At 69.9% G+C, this 21,389-nt stretch carries 17 protein-coding genes; 6 read left to right on the top strand and 11 right to left on the bottom strand.

What is annotated here, in order from left to right; all coding sequences use genetic code 11:
• The first annotated feature begins 73 nt into the window (after positions 1-73).
• On the top strand, positions 74-1,261 hold the full coding sequence (locus tag NBRGI_RS20110) for a M20 family metallopeptidase (protein WP_029898569.1): 1,188 nt from the start codon (positions 74-76) through the stop codon (positions 1,259-1,261).
• 55 nt (positions 1,262-1,316) lie between these two features.
• Here the strand turns inward: NBRGI_RS20110 and NBRGI_RS20105 are convergent, their stop codons facing one another.
• Complete coding sequence (locus NBRGI_RS20105; protein WP_014981915.1) at positions 1,317-1,790, bottom strand: gamma-glutamylcyclotransferase; 474 nt, start codon at positions 1,788-1,790, stop codon at positions 1,317-1,319.
• A 203-nt stretch (positions 1,791-1,993) separates the two neighbouring features.
• Here NBRGI_RS20105 and NBRGI_RS20100 point away from each other — a divergent pair, with 203 nt between their 5' ends.
• From NBRGI_RS20100 to NBRGI_RS20085, 4 genes are all read left to right on the top strand, one after another.
• Positions 1,994-3,397, top strand: a complete 1,404-nt coding sequence (locus NBRGI_RS20100; protein WP_014981916.1) for an NAD(P)H-quinone dehydrogenase — start codon at positions 1,994-1,996, stop codon at positions 3,395-3,397.
• 400 nt (positions 3,398-3,797) lie between these two features.
• The gene (locus NBRGI_RS20095) at positions 3,798-4,736 is read left to right on the top strand and encodes a hypothetical protein (RefSeq protein WP_235211027.1); all 939 of its coding nucleotides are present in this window, start codon (positions 3,798-3,800) and stop codon (positions 4,734-4,736) included.
• Between the two features lie 76 nt (positions 4,737-4,812).
• Entirely contained in the window at positions 4,813-5,835 is a 1,023-nt protein-coding gene (locus NBRGI_RS20090; RefSeq protein ID WP_029898564.1) for a hypothetical protein, read from the top strand.
• A 95-nt stretch (positions 5,836-5,930) separates the two neighbouring features.
• On the top strand, positions 5,931-7,106 hold the full coding sequence (locus NBRGI_RS20085) for an aminotransferase-like domain-containing protein (RefSeq protein ID WP_029898562.1): 1,176 nt from the start codon (positions 5,931-5,933) through the stop codon (positions 7,104-7,106).
• 37 nt (positions 7,107-7,143) lie between these two features.
• Here the strand turns inward: NBRGI_RS20085 and NBRGI_RS20080 are convergent, their stop codons facing one another.
• Both NBRGI_RS20080 and glpK read right to left on the bottom strand, forming a co-directional pair.
• On the bottom strand, positions 7,144-7,356 hold the full coding sequence (locus NBRGI_RS20080; protein ID WP_029898560.1) for a hypothetical protein: 213 nt from the start codon (positions 7,354-7,356) through the stop codon (positions 7,144-7,146).
• 99 nt (positions 7,357-7,455) lie between these two features.
• A complete protein-coding gene (glpK, locus tag NBRGI_RS20075; RefSeq protein WP_029898557.1) occupies positions 7,456-8,955 on the bottom strand; it encodes a glycerol kinase GlpK in 1,500 nt (499 codons plus the stop codon).
• Positions 8,956-9,213: 258 nt separating this feature from the next.
• Here glpK and glpD point away from each other — a divergent pair, with 258 nt between their 5' ends.
• Entirely contained in the window at positions 9,214-10,980 is a 1,767-nt protein-coding gene (glpD, locus tag NBRGI_RS20070; protein ID WP_029898555.1) for a glycerol-3-phosphate dehydrogenase, read from the top strand.
• A 4-nt stretch (positions 10,981-10,984) separates the two neighbouring features.
• On the opposite strand, the gene NBRGI_RS20065 is transcribed toward glpD, so the two are convergent.
• The 8 genes from NBRGI_RS20065 to NBRGI_RS20030 form a co-directional block, all read right to left on the bottom strand.
• The gene (locus NBRGI_RS20065; protein WP_051727901.1) at positions 10,985-12,292 is read right to left on the bottom strand and encodes a sensor histidine kinase; all 1,308 of its coding nucleotides are present in this window, start codon (positions 12,290-12,292) and stop codon (positions 10,985-10,987) included.
• Positions 12,289-12,963: a winged helix-turn-helix domain-containing protein gene (locus NBRGI_RS20060; RefSeq protein WP_029898550.1), complete on the bottom strand. Its 675-nt coding sequence runs from the start codon at positions 12,961-12,963 to the stop codon at positions 12,289-12,291. The genes NBRGI_RS20065 and NBRGI_RS20060 overlap by 4 nt, the downstream gene beginning before the upstream one ends.
• A gap of 48 nt (positions 12,964-13,011) precedes the next feature.
• On the bottom strand, positions 13,012-13,233 hold the full coding sequence (locus tag NBRGI_RS20055) for a hypothetical protein (RefSeq protein WP_029898549.1): 222 nt from the start codon (positions 13,231-13,233) through the stop codon (positions 13,012-13,014).
• A 90-nt stretch (positions 13,234-13,323) separates the two neighbouring features.
• Positions 13,324-13,893 carry a TetR/AcrR family transcriptional regulator gene (locus NBRGI_RS20050; RefSeq protein WP_029898547.1) on the bottom strand — a complete coding sequence of 190 codons (570 nt, stop codon included), beginning with the start codon at positions 13,891-13,893 and terminating at the stop codon, positions 13,324-13,326.
• A gap of 101 nt (positions 13,894-13,994) precedes the next feature.
• Complete coding sequence (gene hpnE, locus NBRGI_RS20045; protein WP_029898545.1) at positions 13,995-15,356, bottom strand: hydroxysqualene dehydroxylase HpnE; 1,362 nt, start codon at positions 15,354-15,356, stop codon at positions 13,995-13,997.
• A gap of 54 nt (positions 15,357-15,410) precedes the next feature.
• Entirely contained in the window at positions 15,411-15,596 is a 186-nt protein-coding gene (locus NBRGI_RS20040) for a hypothetical protein (RefSeq protein ID WP_029898543.1), read from the bottom strand.
• A 236-nt stretch (positions 15,597-15,832) separates the two neighbouring features.
• Positions 15,833-16,615, bottom strand: coding sequence for a DNA-formamidopyrimidine glycosylase family protein (locus NBRGI_RS20035; RefSeq protein ID WP_029898541.1), 783 nt, complete (start codon positions 16,613-16,615; stop codon positions 15,833-15,835).
• Between the two features lie 27 nt (positions 16,616-16,642).
• The gene (locus NBRGI_RS20030; RefSeq protein WP_029898538.1) at positions 16,643-21,295 is read right to left on the bottom strand and encodes an ATP-dependent helicase; all 4,653 of its coding nucleotides are present in this window, start codon (positions 21,293-21,295) and stop codon (positions 16,643-16,645) included.
• Positions 21,296-21,389 lie beyond the last annotated feature (94 nt).

The following is a 21,389-nucleotide window of genomic DNA, read 5'->3' as shown; positions in this document are numbered from 1 at the left end:
TACCGGCCGTTCGGCGGCGCGAGGTTCAGAGGCGGGGGCGTGCCTGGTCACGATGGGCCCCGAGAGCATCGCGATGCCGGACACCACGGTAACCGGGCGGGCGGCCGTCGAAGGATGGCTGGCCGAGCACGCGGTCGATCTCGTGCAGTGGCGTCGGCACATCCACGCCCACCCGGAACTTTCCCGGACCGAGTTCGCCACGACCGAGTTCATCTCGTCGTGGCTGACCAAGGCGGGACTCACCCCGCAGCTGTTACCCGGTGGCACCGGAATCATCTGTGACATCGGCCCGGAAGGCCCGCGCATCGGCCTGCGCGCCGATATGGACGCGCTGCCGCTGCAGGAGTTCACCGGTCTCAGCTTCGCCTCCACCGTGCCCGGCGTCTCGCACGCGTGCGGCCACGACGCGCACACCACGATCCTGCTCGGCACCGCGCTCGCGCTGTCGGAGGTGCCGGAACTGCCGGTCGGCGTGCGCCTGGTGTTCCAGCCCGCCGAGGAGGTGATGCCGGGCGGCGCGATCGACGTGGTCGCCACCGGCGCGATGGAGGGCGTGGAGCGGATCTTCGCGCTGCACTGCGATCCACGCCTCGAGGTGGGCCGGATCGGCATCCGGGTCGGCGCGATCACCTCGGCCGCCGACACCATCGAGTTGGTGCTCGACTCGCCGGGCGGGCACACCTCGCGCCCGCACCTGACCAGCGATCTGGTCTACGCCATCGGCACCGTGATCACCGGCCTGCCCGGTTTGCTCAGCCGGCGCATCGATCCGCGCACCAGCACCGTCATGGTGTGGGGTGCGGTGAGCGCGGGCAAGGCGCCCAACGCGATTCCGCAGACCGGCATGCTCACCGGCACCGTCCGCACCGGCGATCACGCCACCTGGTCGCTGCTGGAGCCGATGGTCCGCGAGATCGTCGACGGGCTGCTCGCGCCGACCGGCGTGCGCTACCAGCTGAACTACCGGCGCGGCGTGCCGCCGGTGGTGAACGACGAGGAATCCACCCGGATGTTCGAGGACGCGATCCGGATGATCGGCCCGGACGCGCTGGCCGACACCATGCAATCCGGTGGCGGCGAAGACTTTTCGTGGTACCTGGAGGAGGTGCCGGGCGCGATGGCGCGCCTCGGTGTCTGGTCCGGGCACGGCGAGCAGCTCGATCTGCATCAGCCGACCTTCGACCTGGACGAGCGGGCGCTCGCGGTGGGCGTGCGGGTGATGAGCAACATCGTGCTCAACACGGATCCCGACCTGCGCTGATCTTCGATTCGGACGACGTGGCAGGCCTGCGGGCCCGCCACGTCGTTCTCGTCTGTCAGCCGAAGTTGCCGGGGCCCACGTTGCGGCTGTTCCGGGTCCGCAGCGAGTGCACGTAATCCTCTGGCGCACCGGCCTTTTCGGCCGCGTCGGCGATGACGCCGATGTAGCGCGCGGACGGCAGCCCACCCTCGTACGCGTCGAGCACGTACAGCCACGCCAGCGTCGGGTCGGCGCCGCTCTCGCTGCGGGTCACGCGCAGCCGGATCTTCTTGTGGATGCCGAAGTCCGAGCCCTCCCAGCGGTCCAGCCGCTGCTCGTCTTCGGGTGACACGTCATAGAGGACGACGAAGACGCGGGAGCCCGGCTCCTCGACCACCGTCGCCAAGGGTCCTTCCCAGCCGATGTCGTCACCGGCGAAGGTGAGCCGCCAGCCTTCCAGCCAGCCCGTTCCGGACATAGGCGAGTGCGGGCAGCGCTCGAGCATCTGGGTTGAGTCCATGTTGGACCCGTAGGCGGCGTAGATCGGCACCAGCAAAGGGTAGCCAATAAGATCCTGGGATCGACTCTATCCCGGCCAGATGCGGTATTCCTGTGGCGCGCCCCGGCGCGGCGACCTGGGAGACGGCGACGTACGCGGCAGGCCGGGCGGGCAAACATGATGTGACCTGTCTCGCCCGATAACGTTGACAGGTACCGGAGATCCCGGTGCGCAACCCTGAAGCGGAGGTATCCATGACCCGCATTGCGATCATCGGTGGCGGACCGGCCGGCTACGAGGCGGCGCTGGTGGCGGCCCAGCACGGTGCGTCGGTGACGCTGATCGATAGCGACGGCATCGGCGGGGCATGTGTGCTCTGGGACTGCGTTCCCTCGAAGACCTTCATCGCGTCCACCGGCGTGCGCACCGACCTGCGCCGGGCCCGGGATCTGGGCATCACCCTCGACCCGAACCAGGCGACCGTGCAGCTGTCGGAGGTGAACGGTCGCGTCAAGGCGCTCGCGCTCGCCCAGTCCTCCGATATCCGGTCGAAGTTGCAGACCGTCGGCGTGACGGTGCTCGCCGGTCGCGCCGAGCTGGTCGGCCCCGCCACCGGTCTCGCCGCGCACCAGGTGCTCGCCAAGCTGGCCGACGGCACCGAGGCGACCATCGAGGCCGAAGTTGTGTTGATCGCCACTGGCGCGAGCCCGCGCGTGTTGCCGGGCGCCGAGCCGGACGGCGAACGCATCCTGAACTGGCGCCAGCTCTACGACCTGGAGGAGCTGCCGGAGACGCTGGTGGTGGTGGGTTCGGGTGTCACCGGCGCCGAATTCGTCTCGGCGTACACCGAAATGGGCGTCCGGGTGCGGCTGGTGTCCAGCCGGGACCGCGTGCTGCCGGGTGAGGACGCCGACGCCGCGCTGGTGCTCGAGGACGCGCTCGCCGAACGCGGTGTGGAGCTGGTCAAGCACGCCAGGGCCGATGCGGTGGAGCGCACCGCGCAGGGCGTGGTGGTCAAGCTGTCCGACGGGCGTACGGTGTCCGGTTCGCACGCGCTCATGACCGTCGGCTCCACGCCGAACACCGAGGGCCTCGGCCTGGACCGGGTCGGCATCGAACTCGACCGCGGCGGCTACCTGCGGGTGGACCGGGTCTCGCGGACCTCGGTGCCGGGCATCTACGCCGCGGGCGACTGCACCGGCCTGCTGCCGCTGGCCTCGGTGGCCGCGATGCAGGGCCGGATCGCGATGTACCACGCGCTCGGTGAGGGCGTCAGCCCGATCCGGTTGAAGACCGTGGCCTCCGCGGTGTTCACCCGCCCGGAGATCGCGACCGTCGGCGTGAGCCAGACCGCGATCGACAACGGCGAGACCCCGGCGCGCACGGTGATGCTGCCGCTCAACACCAACCCGCGCGCCAAGATGTCGGGCCTGCGCCGCGGCTTCGTGAAGATCTTCTGCCGCCCGGCCACCGGTGTGGTCATCGGCGGCGTGGTGGTGGCGCCGATCGCCTCGGAGCTCATCCTGCCGATCGCGCTCGCGGTGCAGAACAATCTGACCGTCAACGACCTGGCGCAGACCTTCTCGGTGTACCCCTCGCTGACCGGGTCGGTCACCGAGGCGGCCCGCCAGCTGATGCGGCACGACGACCTGGATTGAGGACCGGATCGAACCTTGTTCGAATGGGGTTGCGTTCCAGCGCGGTTCGTGCGGACTTTAGGTCTCCATTCACATTGCTCATCAGGCCTACATATGGTTCACTTCCCGCAGAGATGCGATCGGCGGGCGGTCGCGTGGTTCGGTGTTCGGGGGGATGGATCTTTTCCCAGTCGAAACGGCGAACGACCATCGCGTCGTTCGGCGACCGGGCGTCTCGACAGAGACAACTGTGTGTGGCCGAACCTGGTCACACCCGGGAAAGGGAATGCGAAAAGTGAAACATCGTAAGCCGAGTCGGGCGCAGCGAGCGATGGCTAGCACCTCGTTGCCACTGGCTACCGCGGCTGCCGTGGCCACTCTGTTCGCGGCGCCGGCGGGGGCAGCTCCAGGGGATCCGACCGTGCCACCCACCACCGCGCCGCCGGCTCCGGCACCGGCGCAGCCCGGGGTGAACGAGGCTCCGCCGAGCCCCGACACCACCAAGCCGGATCCGAACAAGCCGACGGACCCGAACAAGCCGACCGTGCCGCCGGCGCCGAGTCCGAGCCAGCCGGGCGTCACCACCCCGGACCCGAACCAGGTCATGCCGAATCCGCCTAAGGATCCGAAGCTGGCCCAGCCGACGCAGCCGGGTGTCACCACCCCGCGTATCGCGCCGCTGCCGGTGCCGGGCCAGAAGGACCAGCCCGCGGTCGCGCCGGACGCGCCGGCCGGTGAGCAGCAGCCCGGCGAGCAGTCGGGCGAGCCGAAGCAGGCCCAGCCGGGCACCAACGCGCCGGGTACTCAGGCGCAGCCGGGCACGGGCGAGAACGCGCAGGCCCAGCAGCCCGAGACGCTGGTGCAGCCGCAGCAGCAGCCGCGCTGGCAGGCGCCGCAGCTGCAGGCCGCGCCGCCCGCGCCGGTGGTCGAGATGACCGGTCCGCACCAGGAGATCGGTGCGAACATCGACGGTGGCGCCGTGCTGCCCGGTTACGTGGCGAACACGCACCACTTCAACAACGAGCACGGCTACGTCGGCACCGTCGGCTACCGCACGCCGACCGGCGCGGGCGAGGCCGGCGTCTCGGTCGAGTACGTCGACGCCAACACGGTCAAGGTGACCACCTACACCGGTGGCGAGGGCCTGTCCGACAACAAGACCATCTCGGTGTTCGACACCACCCAGGCCAACCTGGCCAAGGCGGCGGTGGAGAACTGGATCCGGGAGCAGCCGGGCGGCGCCGCCGCACTCGAAGCCGCTGCGCAGGTTAAACTTCCACTCCAGCCGGGCGATTTGGCACCGCAGACTGTCGATGTGGGTGGTGTCACCACCCAATGGGGTGGTTCACTCCAGTACTGACACGATCTGATTTTTCGACGGGTGGGGCGGTCGTTCACGACCGCCCCACACGTGTGTCCTGGGGAAAGGATGGGGTGTGACCTCCGACGGTGATCCGAGGAAGGACGAAACCGACGACCGGTCCGCGTCGGATTTCGGCCCGCCGGTGGGCGAATTCGGCCCGCCTGTTTCGGAATTCGGGCCGCCCGTTGCCGAGTTCGGTCCGCCGATGGGCGATACCGGGCCACGTTGGCCGGTGCCGGAGCAGACCGCCGATCATCCCGAATTGGTGTGGCGGCCCGCCGACGAGTGGGAGCCGACGACTCCGCCCGCACCGCAGTATCGCGCGCCCGACGCCACGACGACGCCCCCGGCGCCCGGTCCACGGCCGAGCCCGCCCGCGCCGCAGCCGGACCGGGCACAGCCCGCGAGCCCGGCCGCCGACGCCGACAAGGACTCGTGGTGGACCCGCCCCACCGATACCGGCAGCGTGCCGAAGCCGCCGCCGCTGACCTCGCCCGGACTGTCCTGGGCGGACGATCCGATCGCCCAGCGGCTGGCGCCGAGCACGCCGGCGGCAGCTCCGCCCCCGCGCCGGACCAGCTCGCACAAGGGCCGCAACGTGCTGGCCGGCCTGTTGGCGGTCGTCATCCTGATCGGCCTGACGGTGACCGTGATCGTGGTGTCCAGGAACGGCGGCGACGACGGCCCCGTGCCGCCCGGCTCGACCACCGCTGCCGGATTGACCTGTCCGACCGGCAAGGACGGCAAGGTGACGGTGGGTAACGGCAACGGTGACACCGCGAGCGGGCCCGGTGCGATCCTCGGTTTCCAGTACGCCTTCTACGTCCAGCGCAGCGGGGCACAGGCCAGGGCCTTCGTCGCGCCCGACGCGGAGAACGTCTCGTCGGCGGAGATCATCCAGGGTGGCATCAATGCCGAGGTGCCGGTCGGGACCAAGCACTGCCTGCGGATCACCGAGGTGGCGAGCGACACCTTCGACGTGGACCTGACCCAGCGCAAACCGGACGGCACCGAGACCATCTACCACCAGACCATCACCACGGCGGTGCGGGACGGAAAGGTGCTCGTCTACTCGATCAAGCCGCGCGAGGTGTGAACGTTTCTCAGAATATGAGAAATTCGTTTCATATATTGGTCGGCGCCGTGCGAAAGTAGACTTTCGCACATCTGGCGTTCGTTCGGAGGTTTCTCATGTCGCCGACCCGTCCCGCGCTCGCGGCCAAGCTCGCAGGATTGCAGAGCTCGGCGATTCGTGACCTGCTCAAGCTCACGGCTCGTGCCGAGATCATCGGGCTCGCCGGCGGCCTGCCCGACGCCGCGCTGATGCCGCGCGAGCGGATCGCCGAGGCCGCGGACGCCGCGCTGCGCAACGCGGCCTGCCTGCAGTACACCGAGTCGCCGGGCTGGGCGCCGCTGCGTGCGGTGCTCGCGGAACGAGAATCGGCGCGCCTCGGCCGGGCGGTGCCGGTCGACGAGGTCTTCGTGACGCACGGTTCGCAGCAGGCGCTGTCGTTGCTCGCCGAGGTGCTGCTCGATCCGGGCGCGCTGGTGATCGTCGAGGATCCGGCGTATGTCGGTGCGCTGCAGGTCTTCCGGGCCGCGGGCGCGCGCATCGTCGCCGTGCCGCTCGATGCCGAGGGAATGCGCACCGACGTGCTCGCCGATCTGCTCGCTCGGGGCGAGCGTCCCGCGGTGGTGCACACGGTGAGCAATTTCCACAACCCGGGCGGGGTCACGATGAGCCCCGCCCGCCGCGCCGAACTCGCCGAACTCGCTGACGCGCACGGTTTCTGGGTGATCGAGGATGACCCGTACGGCGAGCTGTGGTTCGACGAGCCCGCACCCGCTCCGGTGGCCACCTACTCCCGCAACGTGATTCGGCTGTCGAGTTCGTCGAAGATCCTCGCGCCGTCGCTGCGGGCCGGCTGGCTGGTCGCGCCGAACGAGGTGTGCCGCGCGGTGGAATTGCTGAAACAGGGTGCGGACCTGTGTGGTTCGGCCCTGACCCAGCAGATCGCGGCCGATCTGCTCGCCGACCGGGACTGGTTGGCCGCGCACATCGATCACGTGCGTACGGCCTACGGCGAACGCGCCAAGTCGCTGGTGCACGCGGTGCGCACCCGCTTCGGCGACCGGGTGCGCTGCACCGACGCGACCGGCGGGATGTTCGTCTGGGCCGATTTCACCGACGGCACCGACACCCGCGAGCTGCTGCCGCGCGCGCTGGACGCGGGTGTCGCCTACGTGCCGGGCGCGGCCTTCGCGGTGGACGGCGGCTACCGGAACTCGCTGCGCATGTGCTTCACCACCTCCGACGCGGACACCCTCGCCGAGGCGGTGCGCCGCCTCGCCCTCGCCGCGGAATAGCCTGCCCACCTGACGGTTTCGTCGGCGCGCGGACGCGTCAGCGCTTGTTGATGCCCGGCTGCTTGCCGCCGATGGGCAGCCACACGTTCCCGTTGCCGCCCCAGGCGCAGACGAGATTCTGCTCCCGCAGGGTCTGTCCCGCGATCGGGCACGGCTCGCCCTGCTGGGCGGCTTGCGCAGACGGCGCGACGAGGGCGACCGCGCCGACGGTCAGAGCGCCGATGGCAAGCGCAGATAGGGTGCGGCTCATGGCTTTTCATGCCTTTCGAGAGATGATCGGTACGTTGGGTTCGACGGCGGGCGCACCTCGGCGGTTCCGTCGAGTGGCGCAGATCACCGCTCGGCTTGCTCAGTCGGCCCAGCCGTAGGTGCGCTCGACGGCCTTGTTCCAGGCCCGCAGATGCTCTTCGCGGTCCGCGTCGGACATCGTGGGCTCCCAGGTCTTGTCGGCGGCCCAGTTCTCTTCGATGTCCTCGGTACTCGCCCAGAAATCGACCGCCAGGCCCGCGGCGTAGGCGGCGCCGAGCGCGGTGGTCTCGTTGACCACCGGACGCACCACGGGCACGTCGAGGATGTCGGACTGGAACTGCATCAGCAGATCGTTGCCGACCATGCCGCCGTCCACCTTCAGGGTGGTGAGTTCCAGGCCGAGTTGCTCGGATTCGGCGTCGGCGCGCATGGCGTCGACCACCTCGCGGGTCTGGAAAGCGGTGGACTCCAGCACCGCTCGGGCCAGATGGGCCTTGTTCACGAACCGGGTGAGCCCGGCGATCACCCCGCGTGCGTCCGGTCGCCAGCGCGGCGCGAACAGCCCGGAGAAAGCGGGCACGATGTAGGCGCCGCCGTTGTCCTCGACGCTGCGCGCCAGCGGTTCGATCTCCTCGGCGGCGGAGATGATGCCCAGGTTGTCCCGGAACCACTGCACCAGTGAGCCGGTCACCGCGATCGAGCCCTCCAGCGCGTACACCGCGTCCGCGTCACCGAGTTGGTAGCAGACGGTGGTGAGCAGGCCGTGCTTGCTCACCACCGGCGTGGTGCCGGTGTTGAGCAGCATGAAATTGCCGGTGCCGTAGGTGTTCTTGGCTTCGCCGGGCGTAAGGCAGGCCTGGCCGAAGGTGGCGGCCTGCTGGTCGCCGAGGATGCCCGCGACCGGCACCCCCTGCAGCGGACCGGAATTGATCTCCGCGTACACCTCGGAGGAACTGCGGATCTGCGGCAGCATCGCCTCCGGCACGCCGAACTCGGCGCAGATCTGTGCATCCCATTGCCGGGTGCGCAGGTCCATCAGCATGGTGCGCGAGGCGTTGGTCACGTCCGTGATGTGCTCGCCAGTGAGGTTCCACAGCACCCAGCTGTCGATGGTGCCGAAGCAGAGCTCGCCGGCCTCGGCCCGGTCGCGGGCGCCGTCCACGTGGTCCAGGAGCCAGCGCAGCTTCGGCCCGGCGAAGTAGGTGGACAGCGGCAGCCCGGTGCGTTCCTGGTACCGGGTCGGCCCGATATCGCCGCCGAGTTCGGTGGTGAGCCGGTCGGTGCGGGTGTCCTGCCACACGATGGCGTGGTGGATCGGCTTGCCGGTGGCCCGCTCCCAGACCACGGTGGTCTCGCGCTGATTGGTGACCCCGACGGCGGCGATGTCGCCTGCGCTCAGATCGTGCTCGTCGAGCACCTCGCGGAGCACTGTTTCGGTGTTCTGCCAAATGGATTCGGCGTCGTGCTCGACCCAGCCCCGGCGCGGGAAGATCTGCTCGTGTTCGCGCTGGGCGACGCCGACGACGCGCCCTTGCCGATCGAAGACGATGCACCGACTCGAGGTCGTGCCCTGGTCGATGGCGGCCACATAGCGACGCATTCGTGCAGGTTACTAAACGTGCAACGCGCTGAGGCCGATTGTCGTGCGCGCGGGTTGCCGCCGGTTTCACATCGCCGGGGGCGCGCGCCTCGAGTAGGTTGGTAGTAGTTACCGCCGGGTAGCGTTCGACGACACGGGCGGACGTCGCGGTCGACGAGATCGCGGGCCGGTCGCCTAGCCTGTTAGCAGAGCAGCTCGAGCTATGCCCGAAGAAGACCACAACGTCGTCGGCAACCGGCGCGGCTGGAGGAGTCGAGCATGACCAAGAAGCCGGAATCCCAGTTCCTCGGTCCGGAGCAGCGCAGGACGGCCTGGGAACGGTTCGGTAAGGACCATTTCGACGTGGTCGTCATCGGTGGCGGCGTGGTCGGCGCGGGCATCGCCCTGGACGCGGCCACCCGCGGCCTGCAGGTCGCGCTGGTCGAGGCCCGTGACCTCGCCTCCGGCACGTCGAGCCGGTCGTCGAAGATGTTCCACGGCGGCCTGCGCTATCTGGAGCAGTTGGAGTTCGGCCTGGTGCGCGAGGCGTTGCGCGAGCGCGAGCTGGCGCTGTCCACGCTGGCGCCGCATCTGGTGAAACCGCTGCGGTTCCTCTACCCGCTCACCCATCGGGCCTGGGAACGCCCGTACGTCGCGGCCGGTCTGGTGCTCTACGACACCATGGGCGGCGCCAAATCCGTTCCCGGTCAACGGCATCTGACCCGGATGGGGGCGTTGCGGCTCTCGCCCGGACTCAAGCGCAGCGCGCTGATCGGCGGCGTCAGCTACTACGACACCGTCGTCGACGATGCCCGGCACACCATGACGGTGGCACGGACCGCCGCGCACTACGGCGCGGTGATCCGCACCTCCACCCAGGTGGTCGGCTTCCTGCGGGAGGCGGACCGAGTGGTCGGCGTGCGGGTGCGCGACAGCGAGGACGGCCGCACCGCGGAGGTGCGCGCGCACGTGGTGATCAACGCGACCGGCGTGTGGACCGACGAGGTGCAGGCACTGGCGCATCAGCGGGGCCGGTTCCATGTGCGCGCGTCGAAGGGCGTGCACATCGTGGTGCCGCGGGACCGGATCGTCAGCGATGCCGCGATCATCCTGCGCACGCCGACCTCGGTGCTGTTCATCATTCCGTGGGGCACCCACTGGATCGTCGGCACCACCGACACCGACTGGAATCTCGACCTCGCGCATCCGGCCGCCACCAAGGCCGATATCGACTATCTGCTCGACCGGGTCAACGAGGTGCTGGTCACCCCGCTCACCCACGACGACATCGACGGGGTCTACGCGGGGCTGCGGCCGCTGCTGGCGGGGGAGAGCGACGAGACCTCCAAGCTGTCGCGCGAGCATGCCGTGGCCCGGGTCGCGCCCGGGCTGGTCGGCATCGCGGGCGGCAAGTACACCACCTACCGGGTGATGGCCTACGACGCGGTCGACGAGGCGGCACAGGATATTCCGGCCCGGGTTTCGCCGTCGATCACCGAGAAGGTGCCGCTGCTCGGCGCAGACGGCTACTTCGCGCTGGTCAATCAGACGGTGCAGTTGGCCGAGGCCTACGGCGTGCACCCGTACCGGATCAAGCATCTGCTCGACCGCTACGGCTCGCTGATCGATGAGGTGATGGCCATGGCGGAGGGCAAACCGGAACTGCTGCAACCGATTCCGGATGCGCCGTCGTATCTGCAGGTGGAGGCCGTCTACGCGGCCGCGGCCGAGGGCGCGCTGCACCTGGACGACATCCTGGCCAGGCGCACCCGCATCTCCATCGAGTACTCCCATCGCGGCGCCGACTGCGCCGAGCAGGTGGCGCAGCTGGTCGCTCCGGTCCTCGGCTGGGACGACGCCGAAATCGACCGTGAGGTAACGACCTATCGGGCGCGGGTCGAGGCGGAGATCCGCTCGCAGACCCAACCCGACGATGCCTCGGCAGACGCGTTGCGCATCGCGGCGCCCGAACCGCGGCCGGAGATCCTCGAGCCGGTACCGGCCGACGGCTCGGCGACCAAGGCTGCGCGGCAACCGAATTCGTAACGGTTCAGTCCAGGCCCAGCGTCGGCGGCGGTAGCGCGATGGTCGCGAGAGTGCCGCCGCCCGGCGCGGGCTCCATCGTGGCTGTGCCGCCGTGCAATTCGGCGATCCAGGCGACCAGCGCGAGGCCGATACCGCTGCCCCGGCCGCCGGTGACACCTCGCTCGAACGGATTGCTCGACAGCTGCGGGTGCAGGCCGGCGCCGTGATCGCGCACGCTGACCCGGCCGTCGGCGACGTGCACCTCGATCGGGGCGCCGGGATTGATCGCGCCGTGCGTGATCGCGTTCTCGAGCAGATTGCGCACCGCGAGGCTCAGCAGGTTCGGGTCGCCGACCACGACGGTGGGATTGCTCTGCACGATGATGGTCGCCTTGAATTCCTCGACGACCGACTCGGTGAGTTGATCGAGCAGCAACTGCACGCGCTCCATCGTCGTCACCCCGGCCTGCATCCTGGCCCGCGCGAGCAGCCCCGTGACGATCCGTTCCATCCGGGCGCCGAGCGCTCCCGCGTCGGCCAGCGCGCGTTCCACCTCGTGTGGATTGCGCCGCCGCGGCGCGGTGACCAGCCCCAAAGTGGTGAGCGGCGTACGCAACTCGTGTGCGGCGTCGCCGAGAAACCGTTCCTGTTCCTCGATCAGCACCATCGCCTGCCGCATGCTGCGACCCGAAAGCGCATGGGCGGCAAGGGCGGACAGAGCGACCAGGGTCAGGCCGCCGACCACCAAACCCCACAGCAGCAGGGCCCGATCACGGTCGCGCAGACCGGGATTCGTACCCGCGATGACTACCGCCTGGGTCGTGGTGTCCTCCCAGGACACCGGCGTCGCGGCCAATCGCACCGGCCGCCCCGCGCTGTCGCGGTCGTCCTGGAAGACGGTGCCCGAGGCGCGGACGGCGTCGTCGGCGAGCGCCTCGGCGCCCACCGACGCGGGCAACCAGGAACGCAGGTGCCCGTAGATCTCGCGCCAGTGCCCGTTCTCGTCGGTGCGCACGATCAGCACCGCGGTCTCCCCATTGGCGAGGTCGTCCCGTTTCACCTGTTCGAGATCGATTTCCTGCGCGTCGAGGTCGAAGTCGATGCTGCGCCACAGGCCGGTCACCACCCGGTCGAGACTGTTGTCGATCGCGTTGTGCCGCGAGCGCGCGTCGATGGTCGCCGCGACGACGCTGAGGATGATCAGGCACGTCGCGGTGATTCCGGTGATGAGCGCGGTCAGCAGCCACCGGGTGCGGCGCAGCCGGGCCACCGCGGGCCGCGCGCCGGTGAAACCGGCCGAACGGATGCCGCCGCGGCTCGGGCCGGGACTCAACGTGCGAATGCTGCACTTCCGATCATGAAGCCGGTGCCCCGTACGGTCTCGATCACCTGCGGCGGCCCGAGTTTGCGGCGCAGCTGGGCGATGACGGCGTCGACCACATTGGAGACGGGCTCGGCCATCTCGTCCCAGCAGCACTCGATGAGCTCGCTGCGCGACACCACGGTGCCCGCGCGGGTGGCGAGCAGTTCGAGTACCGCGAACTCCTTCGGCGTCAGCGAGCGCAGGATGCCCGCGCGCTGCACCCGGCGTCGCGGCAGGTCGATATCGATGTCACCGAGCACGATGCGCGCGGGCGCCGGGTGTTCGCGGCGGCGGCTCAGTGCCCGCACCCTGGCGGCGAGTTCGGGCAGCGCGAACGGTTTGACCAGATAGTCGTCGGCGCCGTGGTCGAAACCGGCGATGCGGTCGGCGAGCCCGTCGCGTGCGGTGAGCATCAATACCGGCACCCGCAGGCCTGCCGCGCGGTGGTGGGCGACGAGCCGCAGGCCGTCGCCGTCGGGCAGGCCGCGATCGACGACGAGGACGTCGTAGGTGTTGACGGAGATCTTCAGATCGGCGTCGGCGAGCCGCCCGGCCAGATCCACCGCGAAGCCCGCCGCGCGCAATCCGGCGGCGACTTCGATGCCGAGACCCTCGTCGTCCTCCACCACCAGCACACGCACGAGGTCTGAGAATAGGGCATTTCAGACCTCGTGCGCCCGTCGGCCGGCTCAGTTGGTGGAGTAGTACAGGTCCCACTCACCGGTCGGGGTCTGCTGGCACTCCCACCACTTCCAGTCGGGGTGTGCGGGGGCGTCGGCGCCGTCGGCGCGGCAGGCCGCCTCGGTGCCGTAGGTGCCGACGTAGATGGTCTCCGCGTTGGCCACCGCCGACCCCCCGGCGACGAGGCCCGCCGACAGCGCGACGGCGGCGAGCAAGGTACTGATCTTCATTGGTTTTCCTTTCTCCCTGGCGCGTGATCCGCGCCCGGCATCAGAAAACCAAGCTGTCCGTGAGAATTTCGTGATGGACCGCGCGGGCGATCAGTGCGGCGCCTCCTGCCGGACCGCCCAGCCGACCAGCGAGCGCAGATAGCGCAGCACCATTTCCTCCGGATAGGCCGCCGGATCGGTGAGGTGCAACCGGGCCAGTTCCTCCATGGCCGCCAACAGGATTCGTTCGGTCGGGCCGTCCGGATCCACGGTGACACCGGTATATCGGGACAGGTGCCGCGCGCCGATCGCCCTGGCGTAGGAGCGGCCGAGTTCGAGCCGGGCGCGCAGATCGGGCGGGCCGCCGTCCGGTGGACTGAGGATGATCCGCCAACTGGTCGGGGCCGCATGCAGATACGCGAGGATGCCGCGGCCGACCTGATCTATGTCGATCTCGCCCGGCCAGTCGACCGTGCCGATGCCGGCCAGCGCGATCGCCGATTCCCGGTCGAGCAGCGCGGTCATCAGCCCGGACAGATCGGTGAACTGCTGATACACCAGCGCCCGCGCGACCCGCGCCGTGCGGGCCACCCGATCGATGGTGACCGCCGCGAAGCCGTCCTCGGCGACGATGTCGCGCGCGATATCCAGCAATTGGGCGCGTCGGTCGGCGGCCGACATCCGGCGCTTCGGGGCTGCCGGACCGTTCGGCGGGTCTGTGGCGGCCCGGGATCCAGCGGGCGGGGATTGAGCGGCGAGCTCGGACGTGGCGCGATCCGTGGTCACCGCACCGACGGTAGCGCAAGCAGTAGGTCCACCGCCGTGGCCGCGCTCTGCACCGCGCTCTCCATGGTCGCCGACCAGTCGGTGGCGGTCCAGTCACCGGCCAGGACCAGGGTCGGCACCGAGGTCCGCTGTTTCGGACGCAGTCCGTGTGTGCCCACCACCTGGGAAAACGTCGCCTTCGGCATGCGCACCACGTGACCCTGCAGCACCGTCGCCTCGCGTGCCGCCGGATAGTAGCGGCGCAGCAGTGCCAGCTGTTCGGCGACGATCTCCTCGTTCGATTTGTGGATCTGCTCGTAGGCGCCGCTGGTGGTCAGGCAGTACAGCCAGGCGCGCTCGGTGCTGCGGCCGGTCATCCGCTGGCGGTCGAAGACCTCGTCGATCACGCCGGTGCCGCCGATGAGCGCCTCGAATTCGGCCGTCGTCCCGAGCGGCCGATCCAGATAGAGGTTAGTGCTGACAATCGGCGTGTAGCCCAATTTGTCCGCGGCCGAGTATATTTCGGCGTGCTCGGGTAGATCGTCGAGCAGTCCGTTGATGTTCGAGTTGGGTACCGCGCAGACCACCGCGTCGGCGGGCACGGTGCTGCCGTCCGCCAGCGCCACCCCGGTCACCCGGCCGTCGGCGATGTCGATCCGTCGGGCGACGGCGCGGTGTCGCACCTGAACTCCGTGTCGGGCAAAGACTTTCAATGCGCCGGTGACGTAGAGCGTGTCCAGATCGGTGGTCGGGTAGCCGATGGTGGCGGGCCGCCGGTGCTTGATGCCGAGGCGGATGCCCGTCGCCATCACATCGGCGAGCACCTTGGCCGATTCCTGCTGCACCGGTTCGGCGGCGACGCCGAGCGCCAACCAATCCCACAGCGCCTCACGGGCTTTGGCTGGCATGCCGACCCGGGTGAACCATTGCTCGGTGGTCAGGTCGGGCAGATCCGCGGGCTGGTGCAGGCACTGCCAGCCTAGTCTCGCGGTGGCGACGGCGGCGCGGGCGCGCTCGAGCAGGGAGGCGTCGGGGTGGGCGCCGGACAGCGTGCGCAGCGCGCCGAACCCCCTGGTGCGCATGGTGACGCTGCGCCCGTCCGGCCAGCGCAGCGTGGCCTGGTGCGGAAAGGCGACGTACTGGCGGGTGCCGACGCTGGTGAGGTACCGGAACAGGTGCTCGTAACCGCTGGCGATCACGTGCTGTCCGTTGTCCGGCAGATCGTCGGCGGCCTCGACCCGCATCGCGTGGGTGCGGCCGCCGAGCCTGCCGCGTCGTTCCAGCAGGGTGACCTTCTTGCCCGCCTCGGCGAGCCAGACCGCGGCCGCGAGCCCGGCCAATCCGCCGCCGATGACCACGTACTGCCGTGGATCGTTCATGCCGCACTCCTCGATAACTTACATATTGCAAGTTATGTGGGCGGGCTCACTTCGTCAAGGGTGCGGGGAGACCGTGGACACCGACGGGAGCGGCGCCTGCGGCGTCGAGCCCTGGGCCGAATTCGGGTGCAGCAGCAGGTAACTGAACAGCACGGTGGCCAGCGTCGCCAGGGTGGCGAAGAACAAGCGTCCGGCGATCGCGAGGAACAGTCGCCCGCTCGTTCTCGGTACCGTCGTCATGGCTTGCTCCTGTGCTGTGTCGTGACTGCCACGGATGTAGTCGTGTCGCGCGCGCCGAGCATTAGCAACTGAGTGGCAAATTACAGTGCCGGTCGGGTGATAGCGCGTTGGCACGCCGGTATTCGCCATGTTCGGACGGTAGGAGCCAGGGGCCTTCGTCCGGAAGCGGTGATCAACTGGGGAGGCGGTGACCTGCGTCGACGCCGCGGATCGGCGGCAACTGGGCAGGGACTGGCTCAGCCGGCGGGCTCGGGCTGGCAGCGCGGGCAGAAGTAGATGCCACGCTCGCGTTTGGCGAGCCGATCCGTCTCCGGCGCGGTATCGCCGAGCAGACGTACGGTGATCTGGGTGCCACAGCGCTGGCACGGCCAGCGGGTGCGCCCGTAGGCCAGTGGGCGCCAGGGTGGTTCGTGCACCGCCTTGTTCAGCACCCGGTGTGCCTCGTGCACGAGCGCGAGCAGATCGGGCACCGCGCCGACGGGGGTCGCCGGATGCACGCGCCGCAGGTAGCAGATCTCGCTGCGGTAGATATTGCCGATACCGGCGAGGTTGCGCTGATCCAGCAGCGCGACCCCGATCGACTGCTCCGGCTGCCGCTGCAATCGGGCCATCACCTCGGCGACATCCCAATTCGGTCCGAGCAGGTCGGGGCCGAGGTGATCGATCACGGTGTGCTCGTCGGCCAGGCGCAGCACCTCGACCTTGCCCAGCGAGAACCCGACGGCCTCCACCTCGTCCGTGCGCAACACCAGCCGCGCGGTGACCCGCGGCCTGGTCCAGCGCTGTCCGCAATGGAAGACCCGCCAGATGCCCTCCATCTTGAGGTGCGTGTGGACGCTAACCGTAGGGGTCCGGATGAAGAGGTGCTTTCCGTAGCTGCCGACGCTCTGCACCACCTGATCGCTGAGATCCACCGTGGCATAGCGGGGCACCCGGAAGTCACTGCTGGTCAAGGTCTTTCCTTCGAGCGCGGCGCGCAGCCGGGCCGCGGCGAAGTAGACCGTGTCACCCTCGGGCATGACACCACCGTGCCGGGTGGGCGCCCCTCACGGCCGCGTCCGCAGGCGCAGGCCGCGCGGGGTGGCGGAGAAGCCCGCTTCGGTGAGGAAGCCCGCGAAGGTGTTGCCGTGCACCGTTTCCCCGTCCACCTTGTCGATGACGAGGGAATCGACGCGCCTGCTGTGCACGAGCCCCGCCATGGCGTGTGCGGCGGACTGGCGGGCGTCCGGGTCCTCGGTGAAGGTGAGCAGTGTCTTGCCGCCGCGTTCGAGATACAGCACCAATTCGCCGTCGACGAGCACGACGATCGCGCCCGCCTTCCGCCCCGGCCGATGTCCGCCGTCGCCCTCGCCCTTCGGCCACGGCAGTGCTGCGCCATAGGGATTGGCCGGATCGCAGGCGGCCAGTGCGAGGGCCTGGCCGGTTTGGGATTTGGTCTCCGCCGGCCGGCGTTCGGTGTCGAACGAGCGCAACCGGTCCACCACGTCGGTGGTGGAGAACTGGGCGCCGCCGAGCGAGTCGACGAAATAGCCACGGCGGCATCGGCCACGGTCTTCGAACTCGGTGAGCACCCGGTACATCAGCGCGAAACCGCCCGGGATGCCTTCGTTCTGGACCGAGCCCCTGGTCAGCACGCCGTACCGTTCCAGCAGCAGATCGGCGGTCGCGTGCGCGCGAACGGTGTTGTCCGACACCCGCTCCGGCAGCAGTGACCATCGACCGGCCACCATCGGCGGACCGGACCGGGTCGGCATGCTCGGCCGCGGCAGATACGCCCGTCCGCGCGGGGCACGGCGCGGGGTCCGGTGCGCGGTCGTGGTGCGCGTGGTGCCGGACAGCAGTGCGCGCACCGGTGCGAAGGTATCGCCGGAAACCATTCCCGCCCAGACCAATTCCCACAGTGCCGCGGCAACTTGCGTGTCATCCAGCAAACCGGTGGCGTCGGAGAGTTGACGGAAGAAGTAGGCGCCCCCGCCGTGCAGGACCGGAGCGAGCCGGGGCGCCGGGGCGCCGGCCCCGGGCGGTGCCCCGGTGGTCGTGTCGAGATCCAGTTCGACCGGTTCCTGATGAGGTAGCGCGGAATTCGCCGGTCGCGGCACGAGCGTCGCACCGAGCGCGGCGAGCAGGCTGAGCTGCACCTCGGAGAGTTCGATGTCGTCGGGCGGCGGCAGGGTGAACGGGGCCTGGTCGGTCAAGTGCAGGGCGATCCAGCCGTCCTTCGCCGTGATCGAGCCGTGGCCGGACCAGCTGACCTCACCGGTGGCCATCAGCTCGTCCAGCATGGCGGGGGAGTAGTCGCGCACCCGCGCGGGCAGGATGAGCGATTCCCAGGCCGAGGCCGGAATCGGCACGCCCGCCAGCTGTTCCACCACCGCGGCCACGCCGTCGACGCCCCGGAGTTCACCACTGCCGATGTGCTGCCAGGCGGGCAGGAAACGGCCGAGCGTGGCCGTCGACACCGGTTCGACCTCGTGCCGGGCGGCCGCGAGCGAGCGGCGGCGCAGCCGGCGCAACACCTGCGCGTCGCACCACTCGGATCCCGCCGCGCCGGGCGTGAATTCGCCTTCCACGAGCCGTTTTTCGGTGGCCAGCCGGTGCAGCGCGGTGGCGGCGACCGCGGTGCCGAGCCCGAACCGGGCCGCCACCGCCTCCGTGCCGAACGGGCCGTGCGTGCGGGCGTAGCGCCCGACCAGATCGCCGAGCGGGTCGGCGACCGGTTCGATGAAGGCCGCGGGCGTCCCGATCGGTAGCGGCACGCCCAGCGCGTCCCGCAGCCTGGATGCGTCCTCCACGGCCACCCACCAGCTGCGGCCCGCGAAGGTCACCTCCATGGCGCGCCGCGCCGCCAGCAGGTCGGCGAACCAGCCGGCCGGATCGTCCACGCAGCGCTCGGCGGCCTCCGCGGCGGTGAGCGGACCGAGCAGGCGCAGCAGATCGGCCAGACCCTCGGCGTCGCGCGCGTGGCGCTCCGGGGTGAGCCGCTGGAGTTCGCGTTCGGTCAGCTCGAGCACCGAGGCGTCGAGCAGTTCGCGCAGCTCCACGCGTCCGAGCAGTTCGGCGAGCAAGCCCGAATCGAGCGAGAGGGCGGCGGCACGGCGTTCGGCCAGTGGACTGTCACCGTCGTACATGAACTGGCCGATGTAGTCGAACAGCAGGGCGTTGGCGAACGGCGACGGAGTCGCCGTCTCCACCTCGACGAGTCGCAACTGCCTGCGCGCCACCCGGCTGAGCACGTCGCGCAGCGACGGCAGATCGTAGACGTCGCGCAGACATTCGCGCACCGTCTCCAGCAGGATCGGGAAATCGGGGAATTTGCGCGCGACGTCCAGCAGCTGCGCCGAGCGTTGCCGTTGCTGCCACAGCGGGGCGCGCTTGCCCGGATCGCGGCGCGGCAGCAGCAGCGCGCGGGCGGCGCACTCGCGGAAACGCGAAGCGAAAAGCGCTGAGCCGCCGACCTGTTCGGTGACCACGTCGTCGATCTCGTCGGGTTCGAAGACGAACAGCTCGGCGCCGGGCGGATCGTCGGTGGTGTCGGGCAGGCGCACCACGATGCCGTCGTCGGAGGCGTTGGGCGCCGCGTCCACGCCGAACCGTTCGCGCAGTCGCGCACCGATCGCCAACGCCCACGGTGCGTGCACCGGCAGGCCGTACGGCGAATGCAGCACCAGGCGCCAATCGCCGAGCTCGTCCCGGAAGCGCTCCACCACCAGGGTCTTGTCGCTCGGCAGGTGGCCCGTCGCAGTGCGTTGCTCGTCCAGCAGGGCACCCAGATTGCTGGTCGCGAAGGCGTCCAGACCCGCTGCGGCCGTGAGCTTTTCCAGGTTCTCCGGGTGCTGGCCGACCTTGCGCACGAATTCGCCGAGCGCGCCGCCGAGTTCGGCGGGGCGGCCCAGGCCGTCGCCGTGCCAGAACGGCAGCCGGCCCGGCTGCCCGAACGCGGGTGTCACCAGCACCCGATCGAAGGTGATCTCCTCGATCCGCCAGCTGGTCGCGCCGAGCGCGAAGACGTCGCCGACCCGCGACTCGTACACCATCTCCTCGTCGAGTTCGCCGACCCGCGAGGCCTTTTCCCCGACCATGTACACCGCGAACAGGCCGCGGTCGGGAATCGCGCCGCCCGAGGTCACCGCGAGCCGCTGCGCGCCGGGCCGTCCGGTGAGGGTGCCCGCGTCGCGATCCCACACCAGCCGCGGGCGCAGTTCGGCGAACTCGTCGGACGGGTAGCGCCCGGACAAGAGGTCGAGCACCGACTCGTAGGCCGAGCGGGGCAGCGTCGCGTAACTGCCGGTGCCGCGGACGATCTCGAACCAGGCGTCGACGTCGATGGGTTCCAGCGCGCACGCGGCCACCGTCTGCTGGGCCAGGATGTCGAGCGGGTGCGCCGGGATCTGGATGGCCTCGATCTGGCCCGTGGTCATCCGCTGGGCCGCGACCGCGCAATGGATCACGTCGGTGCGGTGCTTGGGAAACAACACGCCGCGCGAGATCTCGCCGACCTGATGCCCGGCCCGACCGACCCGCTGCAGGCCGCTCGCGACCGAGGGCGGCGCCTCCACCTGGACCACCAGGTCGACCGCGCCCATATCGATGCCGAGTTCGAGGCTGCTGGTCGCGACCACGCAGCGCAGCCGCCCGCTCTTCAGGTCGTCCTCGATCAGCGCGCGCTGCTCTTTGCTCACCGATCCGTGATGCGCCCGCGCGAGCAGCTGGCTCGCGCCGTGTACCACCTCGGTGGACGCGCCGAGCTGGGCGGGCGGCTTGTGCTCGAGTTCCACCGGTGCGCCGATCCGCTCCGCGTAGGTCTCGTTGAGCCGTGCGGTGAGCCGCTCGGCCAGGCGTCGCGAATTCGCGAAGACGATCGATGACCGGTGCTCCAGCACGAGATCCACGATGGCCTCGTCCACGTGCGGCCAGATCGAGCCGGGCTGATCGGAGTCCCCTGGCTCGGTCATGTCCGCGACCGGCACCCGCACGGACAGGTCGAAGGTCTTCGGCGCGGGCGGTGCGACGATGGTGATCGGCGCGTTCCCGACCAGGAAGCGCCCGACCTCGGCCGGCGGCCGCACGGTCGCCGAGAGGCCGATGCGCTGGGCCGGACCACTCGGTGCCCGGCCGTCCTCGTCGCGCGGTTCGGAGGTGAGCAGGTCCAGCCGGGCCAGTGAAAGGGCCAGGTGCGCTCCGCGTTTGGACCCGGCGATCGCGTGTACTTCGTCCACGATCACGGTGCGCACGTCGCGCAGCGTCTCCTTGGCCGCGGAGGTGAGCATCAGGAACAGCGACTCGGGCGTGGTGATCAGGATGTCCGGTGGGGTGCGCTGCATCGTGCGCCGGTCGGCCGCGCTGGTATCGCCGGAGCGCACGCCGACCCTGATCTCCGGGGGATCCAGGCCGAGTCGCTTGGCGGTCTGCGTGACGCCGACCAACGGCGCCCGCAGATTGCGCTCCACGTCCACCGCGAGCGCCTTGAGCGGGGACACGTACAGCACCGACGTGCCGGTGCGCTGCGCGGACTGCTCCCGGGTCGCCAGCTGGTCGATCGCCCACAGGAACGCCGACAGCGTCTTGCCCGAGCCGGTCGGCGCGATCACCAATGTGTGCTCACCCGCCGAGATCGCCTCCCACGCCCCCAGCTGCGCGGACGTCGGCGCCGGGAACGCGCCGTCGAACCACTCCTGGGTAGCCGGGGAGAACTGAGCCATGTCCTCAGTCTGCACCCGACCACCGACACACTTATCGGTGTCAACCACCCTGACCACTGATCTCGTTCGCACATGGGTAACTCACCGGGGACGG

Source organism: Nocardia brasiliensis IFM 10847, from assembly GCF_000710915.1.
GTDB lineage: Bacteria > Actinomycetota > Actinomycetes > Mycobacteriales > Mycobacteriaceae > Nocardia > Nocardia brasiliensis_A.
Note: the sequence above shows the minus strand (reverse complement) of the source record. Positions and strands in the feature narration are given on the sequence as shown.